Origin of the sequence: Pseudomonas sp. NFACC05-1, assembly GCF_900100135.1 — a bacterium.
In the GTDB taxonomy this organism is placed as follows: domain Bacteria; phylum Pseudomonadota; class Gammaproteobacteria; order Pseudomonadales; family Pseudomonadaceae; genus Aquipseudomonas; species Aquipseudomonas fluorescens_Q.
This window is the reverse complement of record NZ_FMTR01000001.1, coordinates 131,519-148,808: the sequence shown is the minus strand read 5'-3', so window position 1 is coordinate 148,808 and position 17,290 is coordinate 131,519. Positions and strand designations below refer to the sequence as shown.

Below are 17,290 nucleotides of genomic sequence, written 5' to 3'. Positions count from 1 at the left end.
AGCGAGCCTGCTCGCGATGGCGGTGGCTCAAGCGACGGTGAACTGTCAGGTCCGCGCACCAAACCGATCACGGCTATTGGTCAGGTGCAGCCACATGGCGGCTCGGGCGGCGTCGGGGTCTTGGCGCTTGATGGCATTGAAGATCGCTTCGTGCTCGAGATTGGCCAGTTGTGCCAGCTTGCCCAGGTCAGCCTGGCCGCGCTCGGCCACGTTCACTCGGGTCCTGGGGATCATCGCACTGCCCAGGTGCTGCATGATTTCGACGAAACAGGTGTTGTCCGTGGCCTCGGCGATAAGCAGATGAAAACGCCGATCGGCTTCGACGCAACTGTCGTTGTTGCTGAACAACCGCTGATAGTCATCCAGCGCCTGGCGCATCTGCTGCAACTGGCGCTCGCTACGACGCTGGGCCGCCAAGGCGGCCGCCTGGGTTTCCAGGCCCAGGCGCAACTCCAGGATGCCCCGCACACCGGCAGCGGTGTCGACATTGAGGCGCAGCCCGGGCTCGTCGCTCTGCTCCAGCACAAAGGTGCCGATGCCGTGGCGGGTCTCCACCAGTCCCGAGGCTTGCAGCTTGGAAATCGCCTCGCGCACCACCGTACGACTGACCCCATGCTCCTGCACGATGGCCCCTTCCGATGGCAGTTTCTCCCCCGGTTTCAGTTGCCCCAGCAGAATGCTCTGGCTGAGCTTCGCCACCAAGTCATGGGCCAGGTTGTGGGTGCGCTTGCGCAGCGGGGCTTCAGTGTCTTGCATCGCCAGGGTTCCTCGAAAACAGGCTAAGCAATCCTACCATCAGCGGGCCCGGAAATGATCATCGTGAACGCTTAACTTGTATGACAACACTCAAGTTAGAGCGAAATCCCATCCATAACTGACCCAGCACAACCATCACTTCCCGCAGCCGCTTCGCATCATAAATCCCAAAAACCCACCGAATAACCCAACAATTACGGCATAAAAAATCCAGCATTCCTTTCCATTTGTCATCAAAAACCCCTTGTCATCGAAAAAATTCAAGTTGTATGATGTCTATCAACATCGGCACCTGCACGATGCCCCGCATAAAAATAACGAGTGGGAGAAAAACCAAGTGAACACATCCAGCCTCAAGGCGAATGCCGGAGCGGATCCGGTGCTGCTGTCGGCCATTGCCAAGGTCAAGCGCCACATCCTGCCGCTGTTCGTCATCATGTTTATCGTCAACTACATCGACCGTGTGAACATCGGCTTCGTCCGTGCCCATATGGAGCACGACCTGGGGATCGGTGCCGCCGCCTACGGCTTAGGTGCCGGCCTGTTCTTCATCGGCTACGCGCTGTTCGAAGTCCCGTCCAATATCCTGCTGCAACGAATCGGCGCGCGTATCTGGCTGACTCGCATCATGCTCACCTGGGGCCTGGTGGCGGCGGCCATGGCCTTCATCCAGAACGAAACCCACTTCTACATCCTGCGTTTCCTGTTGGGCGTGGCCGAGGCCGGTTTCTTCCCTGGGGTGATCTATTACTTCACCCGCTGGTTGCCAGGGGTTGAACGCGGCAAAGCCATCGCCATCTTCCTCAGCGGCTCGGCCATCGCATCGCTGATCTCCGGCCCGCTGTCGGGGTTGCTCCTGCAAATCAACGGCCTGGGCATGCACGGCTGGCAGTGGATGTACTTCATCGAAGGGATGTTCTCCGTCTGCCTGTGCGTCTTCGTCTGGTTCTGGCTGGACTCCAAGCCCCACGATGCCAAATGGTTGAGCCGTGAAGAACAAGACGTGCTGGTCAAGACCATCGACGATGAACAACGCGCACGAGAAGCCGCTTCGCCGATCAAACTGTCCATCGGCCAACTGCTCAAGGACCGCCAGATCATCCTGTTCTGCCTGATCTACTTCTTCATCCAGCTGACGATCTATGCCGCCACCTTCTGGCTGCCCAGCATCATCAAGAAGATGGGCGAGCTCAGCGATATCCAGGTCGGGATGTTCAACTCGATCCCGTGGTTGCTATCGATCGTCGGCATGTATGCCTTCGCCTCGCTGTCGGCCAAATGGAAGTTCCAGCAGGCCTGGGTCGCAACCGCCTTGCTGATAGCCGCAGCCGGGATGTTCATGTCCACCACCGGCGGGCCGATCTTCGCCTTCGTCGCCATCTGCTTCGCGGCCCTGGGCTTCAAATCCGCGTCGTCGCTGTTCTGGCCAATTCCCCAGGCCTACCTGGACGCCCGGATCGCCGCCGGGGTGATTGCGCTGATCAACTCCGTGGGCAACCTCGGCGGGTTCGTCGCCCCCACCACCTTCGGCCTGCTGGAAGAACACACCGGGTCTATCCAAGGCGGCCTCTATGGCCTGGCGGCCACCTCGATCATCGCCGCGATCATTGTGTTCGCCGCACGCAATACGCCTAAACCCAAATCTGCAACGACGCCGGCCAATCCTCCTGCCGCCAGTCACGCCTGATCATCAAGGATAAGCGCACATGACCACCCCAGAAGCCAGCAAAGCCCCGATCATCACCAGCATGCAGATCGTCCCCGTGGCCGGTCACGACGGCATGCTGCTGAACCTCAGTGGCGCCCATGGTCCGTTTTTCACCCGCAATATCGTTATTCTCAAGGACAACGCCGGCCACACCGGCGTGGGCGAAGTGCCCGGTGGCGAACGCATTCGCCAGACCCTTGAAGACGCCCGTTCGCTGGTGGTCGGCAGCCCCATCGGTACGTACCAGAAGATTCTCAATACCGTACGCCAGGCGTTCGCCGACCGCGACGCCGGCGGCCGTGGCCTGCAGACCTTCGACCTGCGCATCACCATCCACGCGGTGACCGGCCTGGAAGCGGCGCTGTTGGACCTGCTCGGCCAACACCTGGACGTACCGGTCGCCGCCCTGCTCGGCGAAGGCCAGCAACGCGATGAAGTGAAGATGCTCGGCTATCTGTTTTATGTGGGCGATCGCCAACAGACCGACCTGCCTTACCGCAGCGAGCCGGACGCCGACAACGACTGGTTCCGTGTACGCCACGAAAAAGCCCTGGACGCCGACGCCGTGGTGCGCCTGGCCGAAGCAGCCCATTCGCGCTACGGCTTCCAGGATTTCAAGCTCAAGGGCGGCGTGCTCCAGGGCGACGCGGAGATCGAAGCGGTCAGCGCATTGGCCGAGCGTTTTCCCCAGGCCCGCATCACCCTGGACCCGAACGGTGCCTGGTCACTGAAAGAGGCCATTCGCCTGTGCCGCGACCAGCACAAGGTGCTGGCCTATGCCGAAGACCCTTGCGGCGCCGAGAACGGCTATTCCGGTCGTGAGGTCATGGCCGAATTCCGTCGCGCCACAGGCCTCAAGACCGCCACCAACATGATTGCCACCGACTGGCGCGAGATGGGCCACGCCATCACCTTGCAATCGGTGGACATTCCCTTGGCCGACCCACACTTCTGGACCATGCAGGGTTCGGTACGGGTGGCGCAGATGTGCAATGAATGGGGGCTGACCTGGGGCTCGCACTCCAACAACCACTTCGACATTTCCCTGGCGATGTTCACCCACGTGGCCGCAGCGGCACCGGGCGAGATCACGGCGATCGACACGCACTGGATCTGGCAGGACGGCCAGCGCCTGACCAAGGCACCGCTGCAGATCCAGGGTGGCTGCGTGCAGGTGCCGAAAAAGCCGGGGCTGGGGATTGAGCTGGACACGGATCAGTTGGCCAAGGCCCATGAGTTGTACAAGGGCATGGGCCTGGGGGCGCGGGACGATGCGGTGGCGATGCAATACCTGATTCCAGGCTGGACGTTCAACAACAAGCGGCCGTGCCTGGTGCGCTGAAGGAATCACAAAACTCCTTCAGGTGGGCACATCCAATGGGGTGGTCTTGGATTTTATGACCACCGCAAACTCTTGTGGCGAGGGAGCTTGCTCCCGCTCGGTTGCGCAGCGACCGCCCGAAGGGGCCTGCTGCGCAGCCCAGCGGGAGCAAGCTCCCTCGCCACAGTCATCATTTACCTTCAGGCTTTTGTGAAATCTAACCCTCCGGCCGCAGGATCAACACCGCCAACGGCGGCAAGTTGAGTTCCAACGACAGGGCCTGGCCATGGCTGGGCACTTCTTCGGTGGAGGCACCACCGCCATTGCCATAGTTGGAACCGGCGTAGGTGTCAGCATCGCTGTTGAGCAATTCGACCCAGCGCCCGGCGAACGGTACGCCGACCCGATAGGCCTCGCGCGGCACCGGCGTGAAGTTGGCGACCACCAACACCGGCCGGCCCTCCTTGCTCCAGCGCAGCCAGGCGTAGACGCTGTTGAGCGCATCGTCACCAATCAACCACTGGAAACCCTGGGGCGCATCATCCTGGTCATGCAGCGCCGGTTCTTCGCGATACAGACGGTTCAGATCGCTCACCAGTTTCTGCACGCCACGGTGCTCAGGGTATTGCAGCAGGTACCAGTCCAATTGCTGGTCGTGGTTCCACTCGCGCCATTGGCCGAACTCACACCCCATGAACAACAGCTTCTTGCCGGGATGGCCCCACATGAAGCTGAGGTAGGCCCTCAGGTTGGCGAATTTCTGCCAGCGGTCACCGGGCATTTTGTCGATCAGCGAGCGTTTGCCATGAACCACTTCGTCATGGGAAATCGGCAGGACGAAGCGCTCGGACCAGGCATACACCAGGCCGAAGCTCAGTTCGTTATGGTGATGGGCGCGGTACACCGGGTCTTGCTGGATGTAGTGCAACGAATCGTGCATCCAGCCCATGTTCCACTTGTAGGCGAAGCCCAGGCCGCCCTGCTGGGTGCTCTGGCTGACGCCCGGCCAAGCCGTGGATTCTTCGGCAATGACCAGCGCACCGGGGGTTTCCAAGGCCACCACGTCGTTGAGGTGCCGCAAAAAATCGATGGCTTCCAGGTTTTCCCGTCCGCCATGGCGATTAGGCACCCACTCGCCGGCCTTGCGCGAATAGTCCCGGTACAACATCGAGGCCACGGCATCCACTCGCAGGCCATCGACGTGGAAATGCTTGAGCCAGTGCAGCGCCGACGCCAGCATGAAGCCGTGCACTTCAGTGCGGCCCAGGTTGTAGATCAGCGTGTCCCAATCCTGGTGGAAGCCTTCCAGCGGGTTGCCGTATTCGTACAGCGCGGTGCCGTCGAACTGGGCCAGGCCGTGGGTGTCGGTGGGAAAATGCGCCGGCACCCAGTCGAGGATGACCCCGATACTGGCCTGGTGGCAGGCGTTGACGAATGCCGCGAAATCGTCCGGCGAACCAAAGCGTGCCGTTGGCGCGAATTGCGACAGCGGCTGATAGCCCCAGGAGCCGCCGAATGGGTGCTCCATGATCGGCATCAGCTCGATATGGGTGAAGCCCAGGTCCTTGACATATGGGATCAGCCGCTCGGCCATTTCATGCCAGTTGTATTGCCGGGCCACCTCCCCCGCCTCGTCGATTTCGCACTGCCAGGAGCCGGCGTGCAATTCGTAGATCGACAGCGGCGCACCCGGGAGCTGCCGCTCGCGACGGTGCTGCATCCACTCGTCGTCCTGCCACTCGATCTTCAGGGGGGAGGCAACTTTCGACGCCGTGTCTGGCGGCATCTGGGTGGCCAGGGCCACTGGGTCGGCCTTGAGTGGCAAGATGCCGTGGGCACCGAGGATTTCATACTTGTAACCCTCACCGGCACCCAGCCTCGGGATGAATATCTCCCATACGCCGGACGGATAACGGATGCGCATCGGATGCCGACGCCCGTCCCACACGTTGAAATCCCCGACCACCGAAACGCGCCGGGCATTCGGCGCCCAGACAGCGAACCGCACGCCGTCGATGCCATCGACGGTGGTCAGTTGCGCACCGAGGCAGGAACTGAGGTCGCGGTGATTGCCCTCGCCAAACAGGTAAAGGTCCATCTCCCCCAGCAACGGACCGAAGCTGTAGGGGTCTTCGGCCACTTGCTCGCCACCGGCCCAACGGGTGCGCAGCAAGTACGCCTGGGCACGGTCGAAATGGCCGACGAACAGCCCCGGGGTTGCGGTGGGTTGCAGTTCCCCCAGTTCTTCGCCGCCATCGCGGGCCAGCACATGCACGCTCAGGGCACCGGGCAGATACGCGCGAATGAATTGGCCGCCGGCGTCGTCGCCATGAGGTCCCAGGATGGAAAACGGGTCGTGGTGTTCGGCGCGCACCAGCGCGTCGATGTCATGGGGCGCCGGCAGCAACGACTCTTTGGCCTGCCCCTGTGGTTCTTTGTTCGAGACACTCATGATTCTCTCCACTAAATCGGTCCGGCTACGTCGGAAAAGGGTTGCAGCCCACTCAATAACCCGACCAGACCATGCAACGGCACGGGCAGCCAGGTGGGGCGATTCTCGGCTTCATAGGCCACTTCATAGGCCGCCTTCTCCAGGCCGAACAACGCCAGTGCGGCGTCTTCGCCTTCAGCATCCTTCCACTCATGGGCAAGACTAGCTGCCGCCAGCCGATATGCCTCGACAAATGCCTGGCGAGCCTCTTTCAGATAACGATCAGCGACCCGTTGCCGCGCCGCATCGGCATCAGCCGTACTGTCGACGGTGTGCAAGTGAATCGCCATGGCCGCGGCATAATCGAAGGAACGCAACACGCCGCTGACGTCCTTATAAGGGCTGTGCTTGCCCCGTCGTTCATGCAATGGTCGCGCCGGCTCACCTTCGAAGTCGATCAGGTAGGCGTCGCCCTTGATCACCAATACCTGCCCCAGGTGCAGGTCGCCATGGACGCGAATGCGCAAGCCTCCTTCAGCCTTGCCAGCCAGTGCCTGGACATGGGCCAGGACGGTTTTCTTGTGCTCCAGCAAACGTGCGACCATGGCCTGGTCCGCCGGGTTCAATTGGCCTTGGTTCTGCTTGAGCAGGCGCAAGGCGTTTTCCACTTGGGCAGCCACGTCCTTGCCGATGGCCTGGGCTTGCTTGGCGTTGGTGGCCTGCGGCGCGAAGTCCGGATCGTCGGTAGCCTGGGCCAATACCTGGTGCATTTCCCCCAGGCGCTGGCCGAGCATGCCGGCGAAATCCTTCAGTTCGCCCAGGGCGTTGTAATGCTGCTCCTGCTCGGACACCGCGTCCGCCAGCTCATCGCGTAGGGCGCGTTCGAGGTTGTTCTGGGTCCATTCCCAGGCGTCGCCCTGATTGCTCAAGTAGCCCTGGGCGATCATCAGCAGCGCATCTTCACCCTGGGCGTCGCGGCGAACCACCGAACCCAGCAACGGTGAAATATTGCCGAAACCGGCAGCAGTCAGGTAGGCGCTCATTTCCAGTTCCGGGTGCACACCCGAGGCGACCTTGCGAATCAGCTTGAGCACGAGGCTGCTGCCCACCACCACCGAACTGTTGGACTGCTCGGCGGACAAGTAACGTACCTCTGGTTCGTCTCCCAGGTTCAGCGCGGCCAGGCCTTCGGTGGGTTCGAAGCGCAACTCACCTTCGGCAAACGGCAGCACCGTGGCGGCCTGCATGCTGTGCAGCACGGCTCGCACGAAGCTTTCCAGGCTGAATGCATCGGTGATCAGGCCCACCTGACGCACCCGACGCACCCGCGACAACGCCAGTTGCTGCGGCAACGCCGCACCGACCTGGTCTTCGGCGAGCAGGCCGAACGGCAGCTGATAACGCAGGGTCTGACCGCCACTGGTGACATCGATTTCGCTGAGCAGCACCGGGTGCTGCGGGTCACCAAAGCGCACGCCATAGACAATCTCGACCTTCTCGATCGCACTGTCCTTGCCGGCGAACCAGCGCCGGTTCTGCAGCCAGCTCGGCAGGATGGTTTGCTCCAGCGTGGTGCGCGATGGCGCTTCGAGCAATTCTTCCAGGCGTTTTTTCAGCACCAGGGTGGTGAAGTCCGGCAGGCTCTGGGCCGGTTCCACGTGCCAGCTCGGCATCTGGTTCTCTGTTGCCAGGGCGAACCAATAGAAGCCGTACGGCGCCAGGGTCAGCAGGAAATTCAGTTGGCCGATGGGTGGGAAGGCGTTGCCGCCGAGCATCTCCACCGGGACCATGCCGGCGTAGGTCGACAGATCCAGTTCAGCAGCCTGGGCGCTGCGAGACACGTTGGCCACGCAGAGGATGATTTCGTGCTTGCCGTCAGGCCCGGTGTATTCGCGGGTATAGGCCAGGATCCGGCGGTTGCTTGGCGAGAGCATCTTCAACGTGCCACGGCCAAAGGCCTTGGACTGCTTGCGCACCGCCAGCATCCGCCGCGTCCAGTTGAGCAGCGAGTGCGGATCGCCCGCCTGGGTCTCGACGTTGACCGACTGGTAACCGTACTGCGGATCCATGATCGGTGGCAGCACCAGGCTGGCCGGGTCAGCGCGGGAGAAACCGCCGTTGCGGTCGATGGACCACTGCATCGGTGTACGCACGCCATCACGGTCGCCCAAGTAGATGTTGTCGCCCATGCCGATTTCATCGCCGTAGTACAGCGTCGGCGTGCCGGGCATCGACAGCAGCAGGCTGTTGAGCAACTCGACGCGACGACGGTCGCGCTCCACCAACGGCGCCAAGCGCCGACGAATGCCCAGGTTGATACGCGCCCGACGGTCGGCGGCGTAGTAGTTCCACAGGTAGTCACGCTCCTTGTCGGTGACCATCTCCAGAGTCAACTCATCGTGGTTGCGCAGGAAAATCGCCCACTGGCAATTGGCGGGGATCTCCGGGGTCTGGCGCAGGATATCGGTGATAGGGAAGCGATCTTCCTGGGCCAGCGCCATGTACATGCGCGGCATCAGCGGGAAGTGGAAAGCCATGTGGCATTCGTCACCGTTCATCCCCTGGGCGTCGACATCGCCAAAGTACAACTGGGTGTCTTCCGGCCACTGGTTGGCTTCGGCCAGCAACATGCGGTCGGGGTAGTTGGCGTCGATCTCGGCGCGGATCAACTTCAGGACGTCATGGGTCTCGGGCAGGTTTTCGTTGTTGGTGCCGTCGCGCTCGATCAAGTACGGGATGGCGTCCAGGCGCAGGCCGTCGATGCCCATGTCCAGCCAGTAGCGCATCACCGACAACACGGCCTTGATGACCTGCGGGTTATCGAAGTTGAGGTCGGGCTGGTGGGAATAGAAGCGGTGCCAGAAATACTGGCCCGCCACCGGGTCCCAGGTCCAGTTGGACTTCTCGGTGTCGAGGAAAATGATTCGCGTGCCGTCGTATTTGTGGTCGTCATCGGACCAGACGTAGAAGTCCCGCGCCTTCGAACCCGGCTTGGCCTTGCGCGCACGCTGGAACCAGGGGTGCTGGTCCGAGGTGTGGTTGATGACCAGCTCGGTGATTACCCGCAGGTTGCGCTTATGGGCTTCGGCAATGAACCGCCGCGCATCGGCCATGGTGCCGTAGTCGGCACTGACGCCACGGTATTCGGCAATGTCGTAGCCGTCGTCGCGCCGGGGCGAAGGATAGAACGGCAGCAGCCAGATCGTATTGACGCCCAGGTCGGCGATGTAATCGAGCTTTTCGATCAGGCCGGGAAAGTCACCGATCCCGTCGTTATTGGAGTCGAAATAGGATTTTACGTGGACCTGGTAAATCACCGCATCCTTGTACCAGAGCGGATCTTTGATGAAGGTGGCAGACCGGGGTTTCTTCGCCATTTGCAACTCCTGATGAATTCAATAAAGCCGCTGGAGCAGGCTTGTGAGGTCTATGTGGCAAGGGCGCTGCTGCAGGAAGCTGTTGTGTGGCGAGGGAGCTTGCTCCCGCTTGAGTGCGCAGCACTCATCGCTTTTTTGGGGCCGCTGCGCGACCCAGCGGGAGCAAGCTCCCTCGCCACGCAACAGCTCACTCGACACAACAGCGCTTTCTCGGCATCGCGCCTGTCACGCCACGCTGATCCGCCAGATTCCAAAGGGCTGGTAAGCCGGGTCAATGCGCATGAACTGGTACTTGCCATACCAGCTCCAGCGATGGCCATTCATCAGATCCTCGCCCTGGGTCTGGGCGTCGTCGGGCAGGCCCATCTCCCACAGCGGCAACTCAAAACTGGCTTCCTGCGGGTTGTGCGGATCAAGACTCACCGCCACCAGGATGAAGTTGCTGCCGTCGGCGGTGCGCTTGCCGAAATAGAGAATGTTGTCGTTCCAGGCGTTATAGACCTTCAGGCCCAAGTGCGTATGCAACGCAGGGTTCTGTCGACGGATACGATTGAGCTGGGCGATCTCGGCAATGATGTTGCCCGGCGCGGTGAAGTCTCGGGGGCGGATCTCGTATTTCTCCGAATCGAGGTATTCCTCCTTGCCCGGCACCGGTGCCGACTCACACAGCTCGAAGCCCGAATACATGCCCCACAGGCCTGAGCCCATGGTTGCCAGGGCCGCGCGGATCAAAAAACCAGCGCGCCCCGACTCATGGAGAAAGGCCGGGTTGATGTCTGGCGTGTTGACGAAAAAATTCGGCCGGTAGCATTCACGCCACGGCGATTCATTGAGCTCACTGAAGTAGGTCGCCAGCTCAGCCTTGGTATTGCGCCAGGTGAAATAGGTGTAGCTCTGGGAATAACCGACCTTGCCCAGCCGCGCCATCATGGCCGGCGTGGTGAACGCTTCAGCCAGGAAGATCACTTCAGGGTATTGCGCCCGCACATCGGCGATCAGCCATTGCCAGAACGGCAGCGGCTTGGTGTGAGGGTTGTCGACGCGGAATATCTTCACGCCTTCCTTGACCCAGCCCACCACGATGTCCCGCAGCTCCGTCCACAGGCTGGGAATCGCATCGGCCGCGTAGAAATCGACGTTGACGATGTCCTGGTATTTCTTCGGCGGGTTTTCCGCATATTTGATCGTGCCGTCCGGTCGCCAGCTGAACCAGCCCGGGTGCTGCTTGAGCCAGGGGTGATCCTGGGAACACTGGATCGCAAAGTCCAGGGCGATCTCCAGGCCGTGGTCAGCGGCCGCCGCCACCAGGCGCCGGAAGTCCTCGCGGCTACCCAATTGCGGGTGAATGGCCTCGTGCCCACCCTCCTCGCTGCCAATGGCATACGGGCTGCCCGGGTCGTCGGGACCGGCGGTGAGGGAATTGTTCGGGCCTTTGCGGAAACTGCGACCGATGGGGTGGATCGGCGGGAAGTACAGCACGTCGAAGCCCATGTCCTGGATCACCGCCAGACGCGAGTGCACATCGTTGAAGGTGCCATGGCGCGCAGGATCGTCGGTGATCGAGCGGGGAAACAGCTCATACCAGCTGGCAAACTCAGACAGCTTGCGCTCCACATCCAGCGGATACTCGGGGCTGATGCTCAAGTACGGGCGATGATCGGCCCGGGACATCAGATCGGCACTGCGCGGTGCCAGGAACAGCGCCACCTGTTCCGTTGGCAACAAGCCGGAGAGCTCGTGGTGCAAGGCCGCCAGTTGCTCGCTCAGCTCCCCTGTGCTGCGCTCGACGGCCATTTGCACCTGGTTGCGTCCTTCCTGCAGCTCCAGGCTGATCGGCACCCCGGCACCGAATTTCTTCTCCAGCTCGTAGCGAAAACTGGCGAACTGATCGATCCAGGCCTCGATGCAGAAGACATAGCGACCTTGCTCCGGCACATTGAACTGGCCGCGCCAGCCGTTGTTGCCCAGGTCGCTCATGACCTCGCTGTTCCATACCTCATCCTGCAGCGAACGCCAGCGAATGCGCACGGCCAACTTGTCATGTCCATCGGCGAAGACTTTGCTGGTCACTGTCACGTCCTGCCCAGCCACGGCCTTGGCGGCGAATTGTCCGCCGTCGATCACCGGCATGGTGTTTTCAATAGCGATACGCGGCAACAGCAAGGCTTGAGACAGCGGCAAATGCGGGTTGTAGGCCAGTTCAGTCGGGTGTTCGGCAGTCATCGAGCATCGCTCCTTTTACGCCCCATGGACGCGCTTGTGGCGGTAAAGGCCCAACGGGTCCCTGAAAAAACTCACTTAAACTCCGAACCGAATCAACGACTAAAAGTTCAGAGGGATTTGCCCCTATGCATCCTGGGGATCAAAGCCGGTGCAAGGAGGTCAACAACAATAAGCACGACTCAAGCCATGTGCGTCACGGAGACCCGTCCTGATGAATATTCCCATCCCGGCCGAAACACCCGATCCGAACATCGATGATCCCACCTTGCCACCGCCCGGCCCTGATCCCGAGCCTATTCCAGAGAAAGACCCGCCGCTGGATCCTCAGCCTCCGTTGGGCGATCCGCCGAGCGAAGAGCCCCCGGAGAGTGTTTGATTCAAGCGTAGTAACAAAGAAACTGGATGACGAAAAACCTGTGGGAGCGAGCTTGTTCGCCAAAGCGGTGTGACAGTCTGCATGGACGTTGGCTGGCAGGACGCCATCGCGAGCAAGCTCGCTCCCACAAGTCTTATGCTCAGGCTATGGCTTGCCGCCCTTCTCCAACGCCCGGACAATCACCGGCATCACACTGAAAATAGCCAGCGCCAATATCGTACTCAACACAGCTGTCGCTTCCCGCCCCAACCCGGCGGCGACACCAATGGCGGCGGTCATCCACAGGCCGGCGGCGGTGGTCAGGCCTTTGACATGACCTTCGTCGCCGTCGGTGTTTTTCAGGATGGTGCCCGCGCCGAGAAAACCAATGCCCGCGACGACGCCCTGGATCACCCGGCTCATGGCGTCGGCCTGGGAGCCAGACATCTGTGGCACCAAGACGAACAGCGCCGCCCCCAGGGCCACGAGCATGTGGGTTCGCACGCCGGCAGCCTTGCCCTTGTGTTCGCGCTCGAAACCCAGGATGCCGCCCAGCAGCGCGGCCATCAGCAGGCGCACCGTGACCCGGGTCATCTGCTGGGCATCGGTGATGTCGGCAAATTCCGCCTGCAAGGTTACCCAGACTTCATGCCACCAGGCGTCCATGGACCGTCCTCTTTCTCATTGGATAAACGATGGACCGCAAGCGAAGCCAGAGGTGCGCCCGACCGCTGATCAGCCACGACGAACCCTGGCCAGCGAGCGAGACCTAATACTCAGGACATTCAGGAAGGAGCGACGTCATGCTTGAGCAAATCGACAAAGACAATACCTGCCACATCAAAACCGCCAACGGAACGAAGCTGCGCCCCGCCAGTGAGCTGGTCATCATCACTGACCCGGACAAGGCCATGTCAGCCGTGGAAGTCAATGGTGACCTGGTCCATCTCACCGAAGCCGAAGTGGATGCCCTGACCGTGGCCGGCGCGACCGATAAGCGCAAGCACCTGAAGGCTACCGACAGCGGCTCGGTGATCTGAATCCCGATCCACAGGCAACAGATGCGATTTGTGGCGAGGGGATTTATCCCCGCTGGGTTGCGAAGCAACCCTAAAGACCCTCGACCGGGTCTGTCCGGTATACCGGGTGCACTGACCTGGGGGCGCCTTGCGCCCCAACGGGGATAAATCCCCTCGCCACAGTAAATTCCCGTGCCACAGTAAATCCCTCTCGCCACCGTAATATGTTCGGCACTTCCTGGGTGCATCAAAGTGTCGCAGGGCCTGGGCTTCGCGGCATCTGATCCGGTTTTTATCGAAACACCTGAGTCTGTTATGCAAACAGTTCCATGGTCATAGTGCGCCGGCCAGATAGAGGCTGATGAGCGACCGACCATGAGCGATAGAATCCCCGTCCAGTTGATACAGACCTTCGAACCCGCGCCGTCGAAAATCAAGGCCAGGACCACCGATAACCTGATCCACACCCGCAGCTTCACCGGTTTGTTCCGCACCTTGCGCATCAGCGGTGCGGGGGTTCTGTTCCTGCTGTTCTTCGGCACGGTGTGGTTGGACTGGGGCGGCCGCCAAGCGGTGCTCTGGGACCTTTCCGAAAGTAAATTCCACATCTTTGGCGCGACCTTCTGGCCCCAGGATTTCATCCTGCTGTCGGCTTTGCTGATCATTGCCGCCTTCGGCCTGTTTGCGATCACCGTGTTTGCCGGTCGCGTGTGGTGCGGCTACACCTGCCCGCAGAGTTCCTGGACCTGGATCTTCATGTGGTGCGAGAAAATCACCGAAGGCGAACGCAACCAGCGGATCAAGCTGCAGGCCGCGCCCTGGGGCCTGAACAAACTCTTGCGCCGCAGCGCCAAGCACACACTGTGGCTGGCCATCAGCCTGCTCACCGGCCTGACGTTCGTGGGGTACTTCACGCCGATCCGTCCCCTGGCCGAAGAACTGCTGACCCTGCAAATGGCCGGCGTGAGCCTGTTCTGGGTGCTTTTCTTTACCGCAGCCACCTACCTCAACGCCGGCTGGCTGCGTGAGGCGGTGTGCATGCATATGTGCCCCTATGCACGCTTTCAGAGCGTGATGTTCGACAAGGACACGCTGACTATTTCCTACGACGCGGCCCGTGGTGAAATCCGCGGCCCACGCAAACGCGAGGCAAACCCGGCCAATATTGGCCTGGGCGACTGCATCGACTGCCAGATGTGCGTGCAGGTCTGCCCCACCGGCATCGACATCCGCGACGGCCTGCAGATGGAATGCATCGGCTGCGCGGCCTGCATCGATGCCTGCGATTCGATCATGGACAAGATGGGCTACGCCCGTGGCCTGATCAAATACACCTCCGAACATCAGTTGCAGGGCGGCAAGACTCACCTGCTGCGACCTCGGCTGATCGGCTATACCACCGTACTGCTGGTGATGATCGGCGCGCTGGTCGTGGCGCTGATGCAACGCCCCATGGTGTCGCTGGATGTCAGCAAGGACCGTGGCCTGTTCCGCGAAAACAGCGCAGGCCAGATCGAGAACATCTACAGCCTGAAAATCATCAACAAGACCCAACAGCGCCAGGACTATCAGCTGTCCCTGGTGGACGGCGACGGCTTCATCCTGCAAGGCAAGACCCAACTGAGCCTGGCCCCGGGGGAAATCGTCGATGTGCCGGTGTCGGTGGCGATGCTCAGCGAACGGCCCGGCAAAGGCTCCCAGGCAATGACGTTCAAGGTCGTCGACAGTGACGCGCCGGGCATTTACAGCATCGCCAAGAGCCGTTTTGTCGCACCAATGAATCGTTGAAGCTTTAAGATGCCGGACACCTGTGGGAGCGAGCTGGCTCGCGATAGCGGTGGGTCATATGCCACCGTCATCGCGAGCCAGCTCACTCCCACAGTTAAGTTCACAAATTCACTGGACCCCCATGAAACGCTACGAGAAATTTGCCGACGACATCGCTGAACTGATCCGCTCGGGCATGCTGGGGCCAGGTCAGCGCGTGCCGTCGGTACGCTACGCCAGCCAGACCTACGGTGTCAGCCCGTCCACCGTATTCCAGGCCTATTACCTGCTGGAACGACGCGGCATGATCCGGGCCCGGCCGCGCTCCGGCTACTTCGTCAATACCCACGCGCCGAGCCCGTTTTCGGAGCCCGCGATCAGCAGCCAGGTGCACGAGTCCACCGAAGTCGACGTCAGTGAGCTGGTATTTTCGGTCCTCGACTCGATCAAGGACCCGGCCACCATACCGTTCGGCTCGGCATTCCCCAGCCCGACACTGTTCCCACTGCAACGGCTGTCCCGTTCACTGTCCAGCGCGACACGGGACATGGACCCGCGAATGGTGGTCACGGACATGTCGCCAGGCAACCCGCAACTGCGCCGACAGATCGCCCTGCGCTACATGGTCGGCGGGTTGATGCTGCCCATGGAGGAACTGCTGGTCACCAACGGTGCCCTGGAAGCGTTGAACCTGTGCCTGCAAGCCGTGACCGAGCCCGGCGATCTGGTGGCGATCGAAGCACCAGCGTTCTACGCCAGCCTGCAAGTGTTGGAGCGCCTGAAGCTCAAGGCCGTGGAAATTCCCGTCCACCCACGCGACGGCATCGACCTGGACGTGCTGGCGCAAACACTGGAACGCTATCCGATCAAGGCCTGCTGGTGCATGACCAGCTTCCAGAACCCCATGGGCGCGACCATGCCCGAGGAGCGCAAACAGGCGCTGGTAGAGTTGCTGAGCCGTCATCAGGTGCCGCTGATCGAGGACGACGTGTACGCCGAACTCTATTACGGCCAGCAGGCCCCCAAGCCCGCCAAGGCGTTCGACACCGAAGGTTTGGTGATGCATTGCGGCTCGTTCGCCAAGAGCCTGGCGCCGGGTTATCGCATCGGCTGGGTCGCCGCCGGGCGCTATGCGCAGAAGATCGAACGGCTCAAGCTCATGACCTCGTTGTGCGCCTCGATGCCGGCCCAGGCCGCCATCGCCGACTACTTGCAGCACGGCGGCTACGACCGTCACCTGCGCAAACTGCGCTATGCCCTGGAGGAACAGCAAAGCGCGATGCTCGCCGCCATCGCCCGCTACTTCCCCGCCCAGACCCGGGTCAGCCAACCGGCGGGGGGTTACTTCCTGTGGCTGGAGCTGCCGGAGCAGATGGACTCGCTGAAATTGTTCCAGATGGCCCTGGCCCAAGGCATCAGCATCGCGCCGGGACCGATCTTTTCACCGACCCGGCGTTTCAGGAATTGCATCCGCTTGAACTATGGCAGCCCGTGGACCGAGGCCTCGGAAAAAGCCATGGAGACGTTGGGGCGGATTATTCGATCGTTTTGAATTTGGGTTACAACCCGGGGCTCAGCGCCCACCCCCCAGATCCACAAACGTCCCGGTCGCATACGAGGCCTTGTCCGACAGCAGCCAGATAATCGCTTCGGCCACTTCATCCGGACGCCCGCCCCGAGCCATGGGAATCGCTGATTCCAGCTTGCTGACCCGGTCCGGGTCGCCACTCAGGGCATGGAAATCGGTGTAGATGTAGCCGGGACGCACCGCGTTGACGCGAATGCCTTCGCCGGCCACTTCCTTGGACAAGCCGATGGTGAAGGTGTCCAGCGCACCCTTGGAGGCCGCGTAATCGACGTACTCCCCCGGTGCGCCCAAGCGCGCGGCCACCGACGAGACATTGACGATGCTGCCACCCTGCCCGCCGTGCCTGGGCGACATGCGCAGCACCGCGTGCTTGGCGCAAAGAATCGGCCCCAGCACGTTGGTCTTCATGATCTTGAGAATGCGAAATTCGGACATTTCATCGAGCCGGGATTTCTGCGCGACCGTGCCGGCGTTGTTCACCAGGGCGGTGACACGGCCAAGCTCGGCGTCCACCCGGTCGAACAGGCCGATCACTTCGTCTTCGATGCTCACGTCGGCCCGCACGGCAATCGCCTGCGCGCCCTTGGCCCGGACCTGTTCGAGCACATCCTGCGCGGCACTTTCGTCGGACTGGTAATTGATGCAGATCCGATAACCCAACTCGGCAGCCAACAGCGCCGTGGCCGCCCCGATTCCGCGGCCGCCACCGGTGATGACGATGACTTTATCCACGTTTGCTTCCCCC

Annotated in this window: 12 protein-coding genes; 6 read left to right on the top strand and 6 right to left on the bottom strand. The window is 61.5% G+C overall.

Annotated features, from left to right (window positions below; translation table 11 throughout):
• Positions 1 to 45: 45 nt before the first annotated feature.
• Entirely contained in the window at positions 46 to 756 is a 711-nt protein-coding gene (locus BLO97_RS00730; protein ID WP_063322044.1) for a FadR/GntR family transcriptional regulator, read from the bottom strand.
• A gap of 337 nt (positions 757 to 1,093) precedes the next feature.
• Here BLO97_RS00730 and BLO97_RS00725 point away from each other — a divergent pair, with 337 nt between their 5' ends.
• Together BLO97_RS00725 and gudD are read left to right on the top strand one after the other, a co-directional pair.
• Positions 1,094 to 2,443, top strand: a complete 1,350-nt coding sequence (locus BLO97_RS00725; RefSeq protein ID WP_092145713.1) for an MFS transporter — start codon at positions 1,094 to 1,096, stop codon at positions 2,441 to 2,443.
• Positions 2,444 to 2,462: 19 nt separating this feature from the next.
• Positions 2,463 to 3,806: a glucarate dehydratase gene (gene gudD / locus BLO97_RS00720; RefSeq protein ID WP_092145518.1), complete on the top strand. Its 1,344-nt coding sequence runs from the start codon at positions 2,463 to 2,465 to the stop codon at positions 3,804 to 3,806.
• Positions 3,807 to 4,002: 196 nt separating this feature from the next.
• Here the strand turns inward: gudD and glgB are convergent, their stop codons facing one another.
• The 3 genes from glgB to BLO97_RS00705 form a co-directional block, all read right to left on the bottom strand.
• The gene (glgB, locus tag BLO97_RS00715; RefSeq protein WP_063322046.1) at positions 4,003 to 6,237 is read right to left on the bottom strand and encodes a 1,4-alpha-glucan branching protein GlgB; all 2,235 of its coding nucleotides are present in this window, start codon (positions 6,235 to 6,237) and stop codon (positions 4,003 to 4,005) included.
• An 11-nt stretch (positions 6,238 to 6,248) separates the two neighbouring features.
• Positions 6,249 to 9,593, bottom strand: a complete 3,345-nt coding sequence (gene treS, locus BLO97_RS00710; RefSeq protein ID WP_063322047.1) for a maltose alpha-D-glucosyltransferase — start codon at positions 9,591 to 9,593, stop codon at positions 6,249 to 6,251.
• A 225-nt stretch (positions 9,594 to 9,818) separates the two neighbouring features.
• Positions 9,819 to 11,816: an alpha-1,4-glucan--maltose-1-phosphate maltosyltransferase gene (locus tag BLO97_RS00705; RefSeq protein ID WP_072348891.1), complete on the bottom strand. Its 1,998-nt coding sequence runs from the start codon at positions 11,814 to 11,816 to the stop codon at positions 9,819 to 9,821.
• 211 nt (positions 11,817 to 12,027) lie between these two features.
• On the opposite strand from BLO97_RS00705, the gene BLO97_RS31520 reads away from it, so the two are divergent.
• Entirely contained in the window at positions 12,028 to 12,192 is a 165-nt protein-coding gene (locus BLO97_RS31520) for a hypothetical protein (RefSeq protein WP_170867310.1), read from the top strand.
• Positions 12,193 to 12,336: 144 nt separating this feature from the next.
• Here the strand turns inward: BLO97_RS31520 and BLO97_RS00700 are convergent, their stop codons facing one another.
• On the bottom strand, positions 12,337 to 12,837 hold the full coding sequence (locus BLO97_RS00700; protein ID WP_092344435.1) for an MgtC/SapB family protein: 501 nt from the start codon (positions 12,835 to 12,837) through the stop codon (positions 12,337 to 12,339).
• A gap of 137 nt (positions 12,838 to 12,974) precedes the next feature.
• Between BLO97_RS00700 and BLO97_RS00695 the strand changes: the two genes are divergently transcribed.
• The 3 genes from BLO97_RS00695 (at position 12,975) to mapR (ending at position 16,509) form a co-directional block, all read left to right on the top strand.
• A complete protein-coding gene (locus BLO97_RS00695) occupies positions 12,975 to 13,211 on the top strand; it encodes a DUF3203 family protein (protein ID WP_092145512.1) in 237 nt (78 codons plus the stop codon).
• A 354-nt stretch (positions 13,212 to 13,565) separates the two neighbouring features.
• Positions 13,566 to 14,978: a cytochrome c oxidase accessory protein CcoG gene (gene ccoG, locus BLO97_RS00690; protein ID WP_092223942.1), complete on the top strand. Its 1,413-nt coding sequence runs from the start codon at positions 13,566 to 13,568 to the stop codon at positions 14,976 to 14,978.
• Between the two features lie 121 nt (positions 14,979 to 15,099).
• Positions 15,100 to 16,509, top strand: coding sequence for a GntR family transcriptional regulator MpaR (gene mapR, locus BLO97_RS00685; protein ID WP_092145508.1), 1,410 nt, complete (start codon positions 15,100 to 15,102; stop codon positions 16,507 to 16,509).
• Between the two features lie 21 nt (positions 16,510 to 16,530).
• On the opposite strand, the gene BLO97_RS00680 is transcribed toward mapR, so the two are convergent.
• Positions 16,531 to 17,277, bottom strand: a complete 747-nt coding sequence (locus tag BLO97_RS00680; protein WP_063322056.1) for an SDR family oxidoreductase — start codon at positions 17,275 to 17,277, stop codon at positions 16,531 to 16,533.
• Between the last annotated feature and the right edge of the window lie 13 nt (positions 17,278 to 17,290).

Coding starts and splice junctions, on each gene's coding strand:
- BLO97_RS00700 (WP_092344435.1), bottom strand. CDS start 12,837: ATGGACGCCTGGTGGCATGAAGTCTGGGTAACCTTGCAGGCGGAATTT.
- BLO97_RS00705 (WP_072348891.1), bottom strand. CDS start 11,816: ATGACTGCCGAACACCCGACTGAACTGGCCTACAACCCGCATTTGCCG.
- BLO97_RS31520 (WP_170867310.1), top strand. CDS start 12,028: ATGAATATTCCCATCCCGGCCGAAACACCCGATCCGAACATCGATGAT.
- treS (WP_063322047.1), bottom strand. CDS start 9,593: ATGGCGAAGAAACCCCGGTCTGCCACCTTCATCAAAGATCCGCTCTGG.
- glgB (WP_063322046.1), bottom strand. CDS start 6,237: ATGAGTGTCTCGAACAAAGAACCACAGGGGCAGGCCAAAGAGTCGTTG.
- ccoG (WP_092223942.1), top strand. CDS start 13,566: ATGAGCGATAGAATCCCCGTCCAGTTGATACAGACCTTCGAACCCGCG.
- gudD (WP_092145518.1), top strand. CDS start 2,463: ATGACCACCCCAGAAGCCAGCAAAGCCCCGATCATCACCAGCATGCAG.
- BLO97_RS00695 (WP_092145512.1), top strand. CDS start 12,975: ATGCTTGAGCAAATCGACAAAGACAATACCTGCCACATCAAAACCGCC.
- BLO97_RS00730 (WP_063322044.1), bottom strand. CDS start 756: ATGCAAGACACTGAAGCCCCGCTGCGCAAGCGCACCCACAACCTGGCC.
- mapR (WP_092145508.1), top strand. CDS start 15,100: ATGAAACGCTACGAGAAATTTGCCGACGACATCGCTGAACTGATCCGC.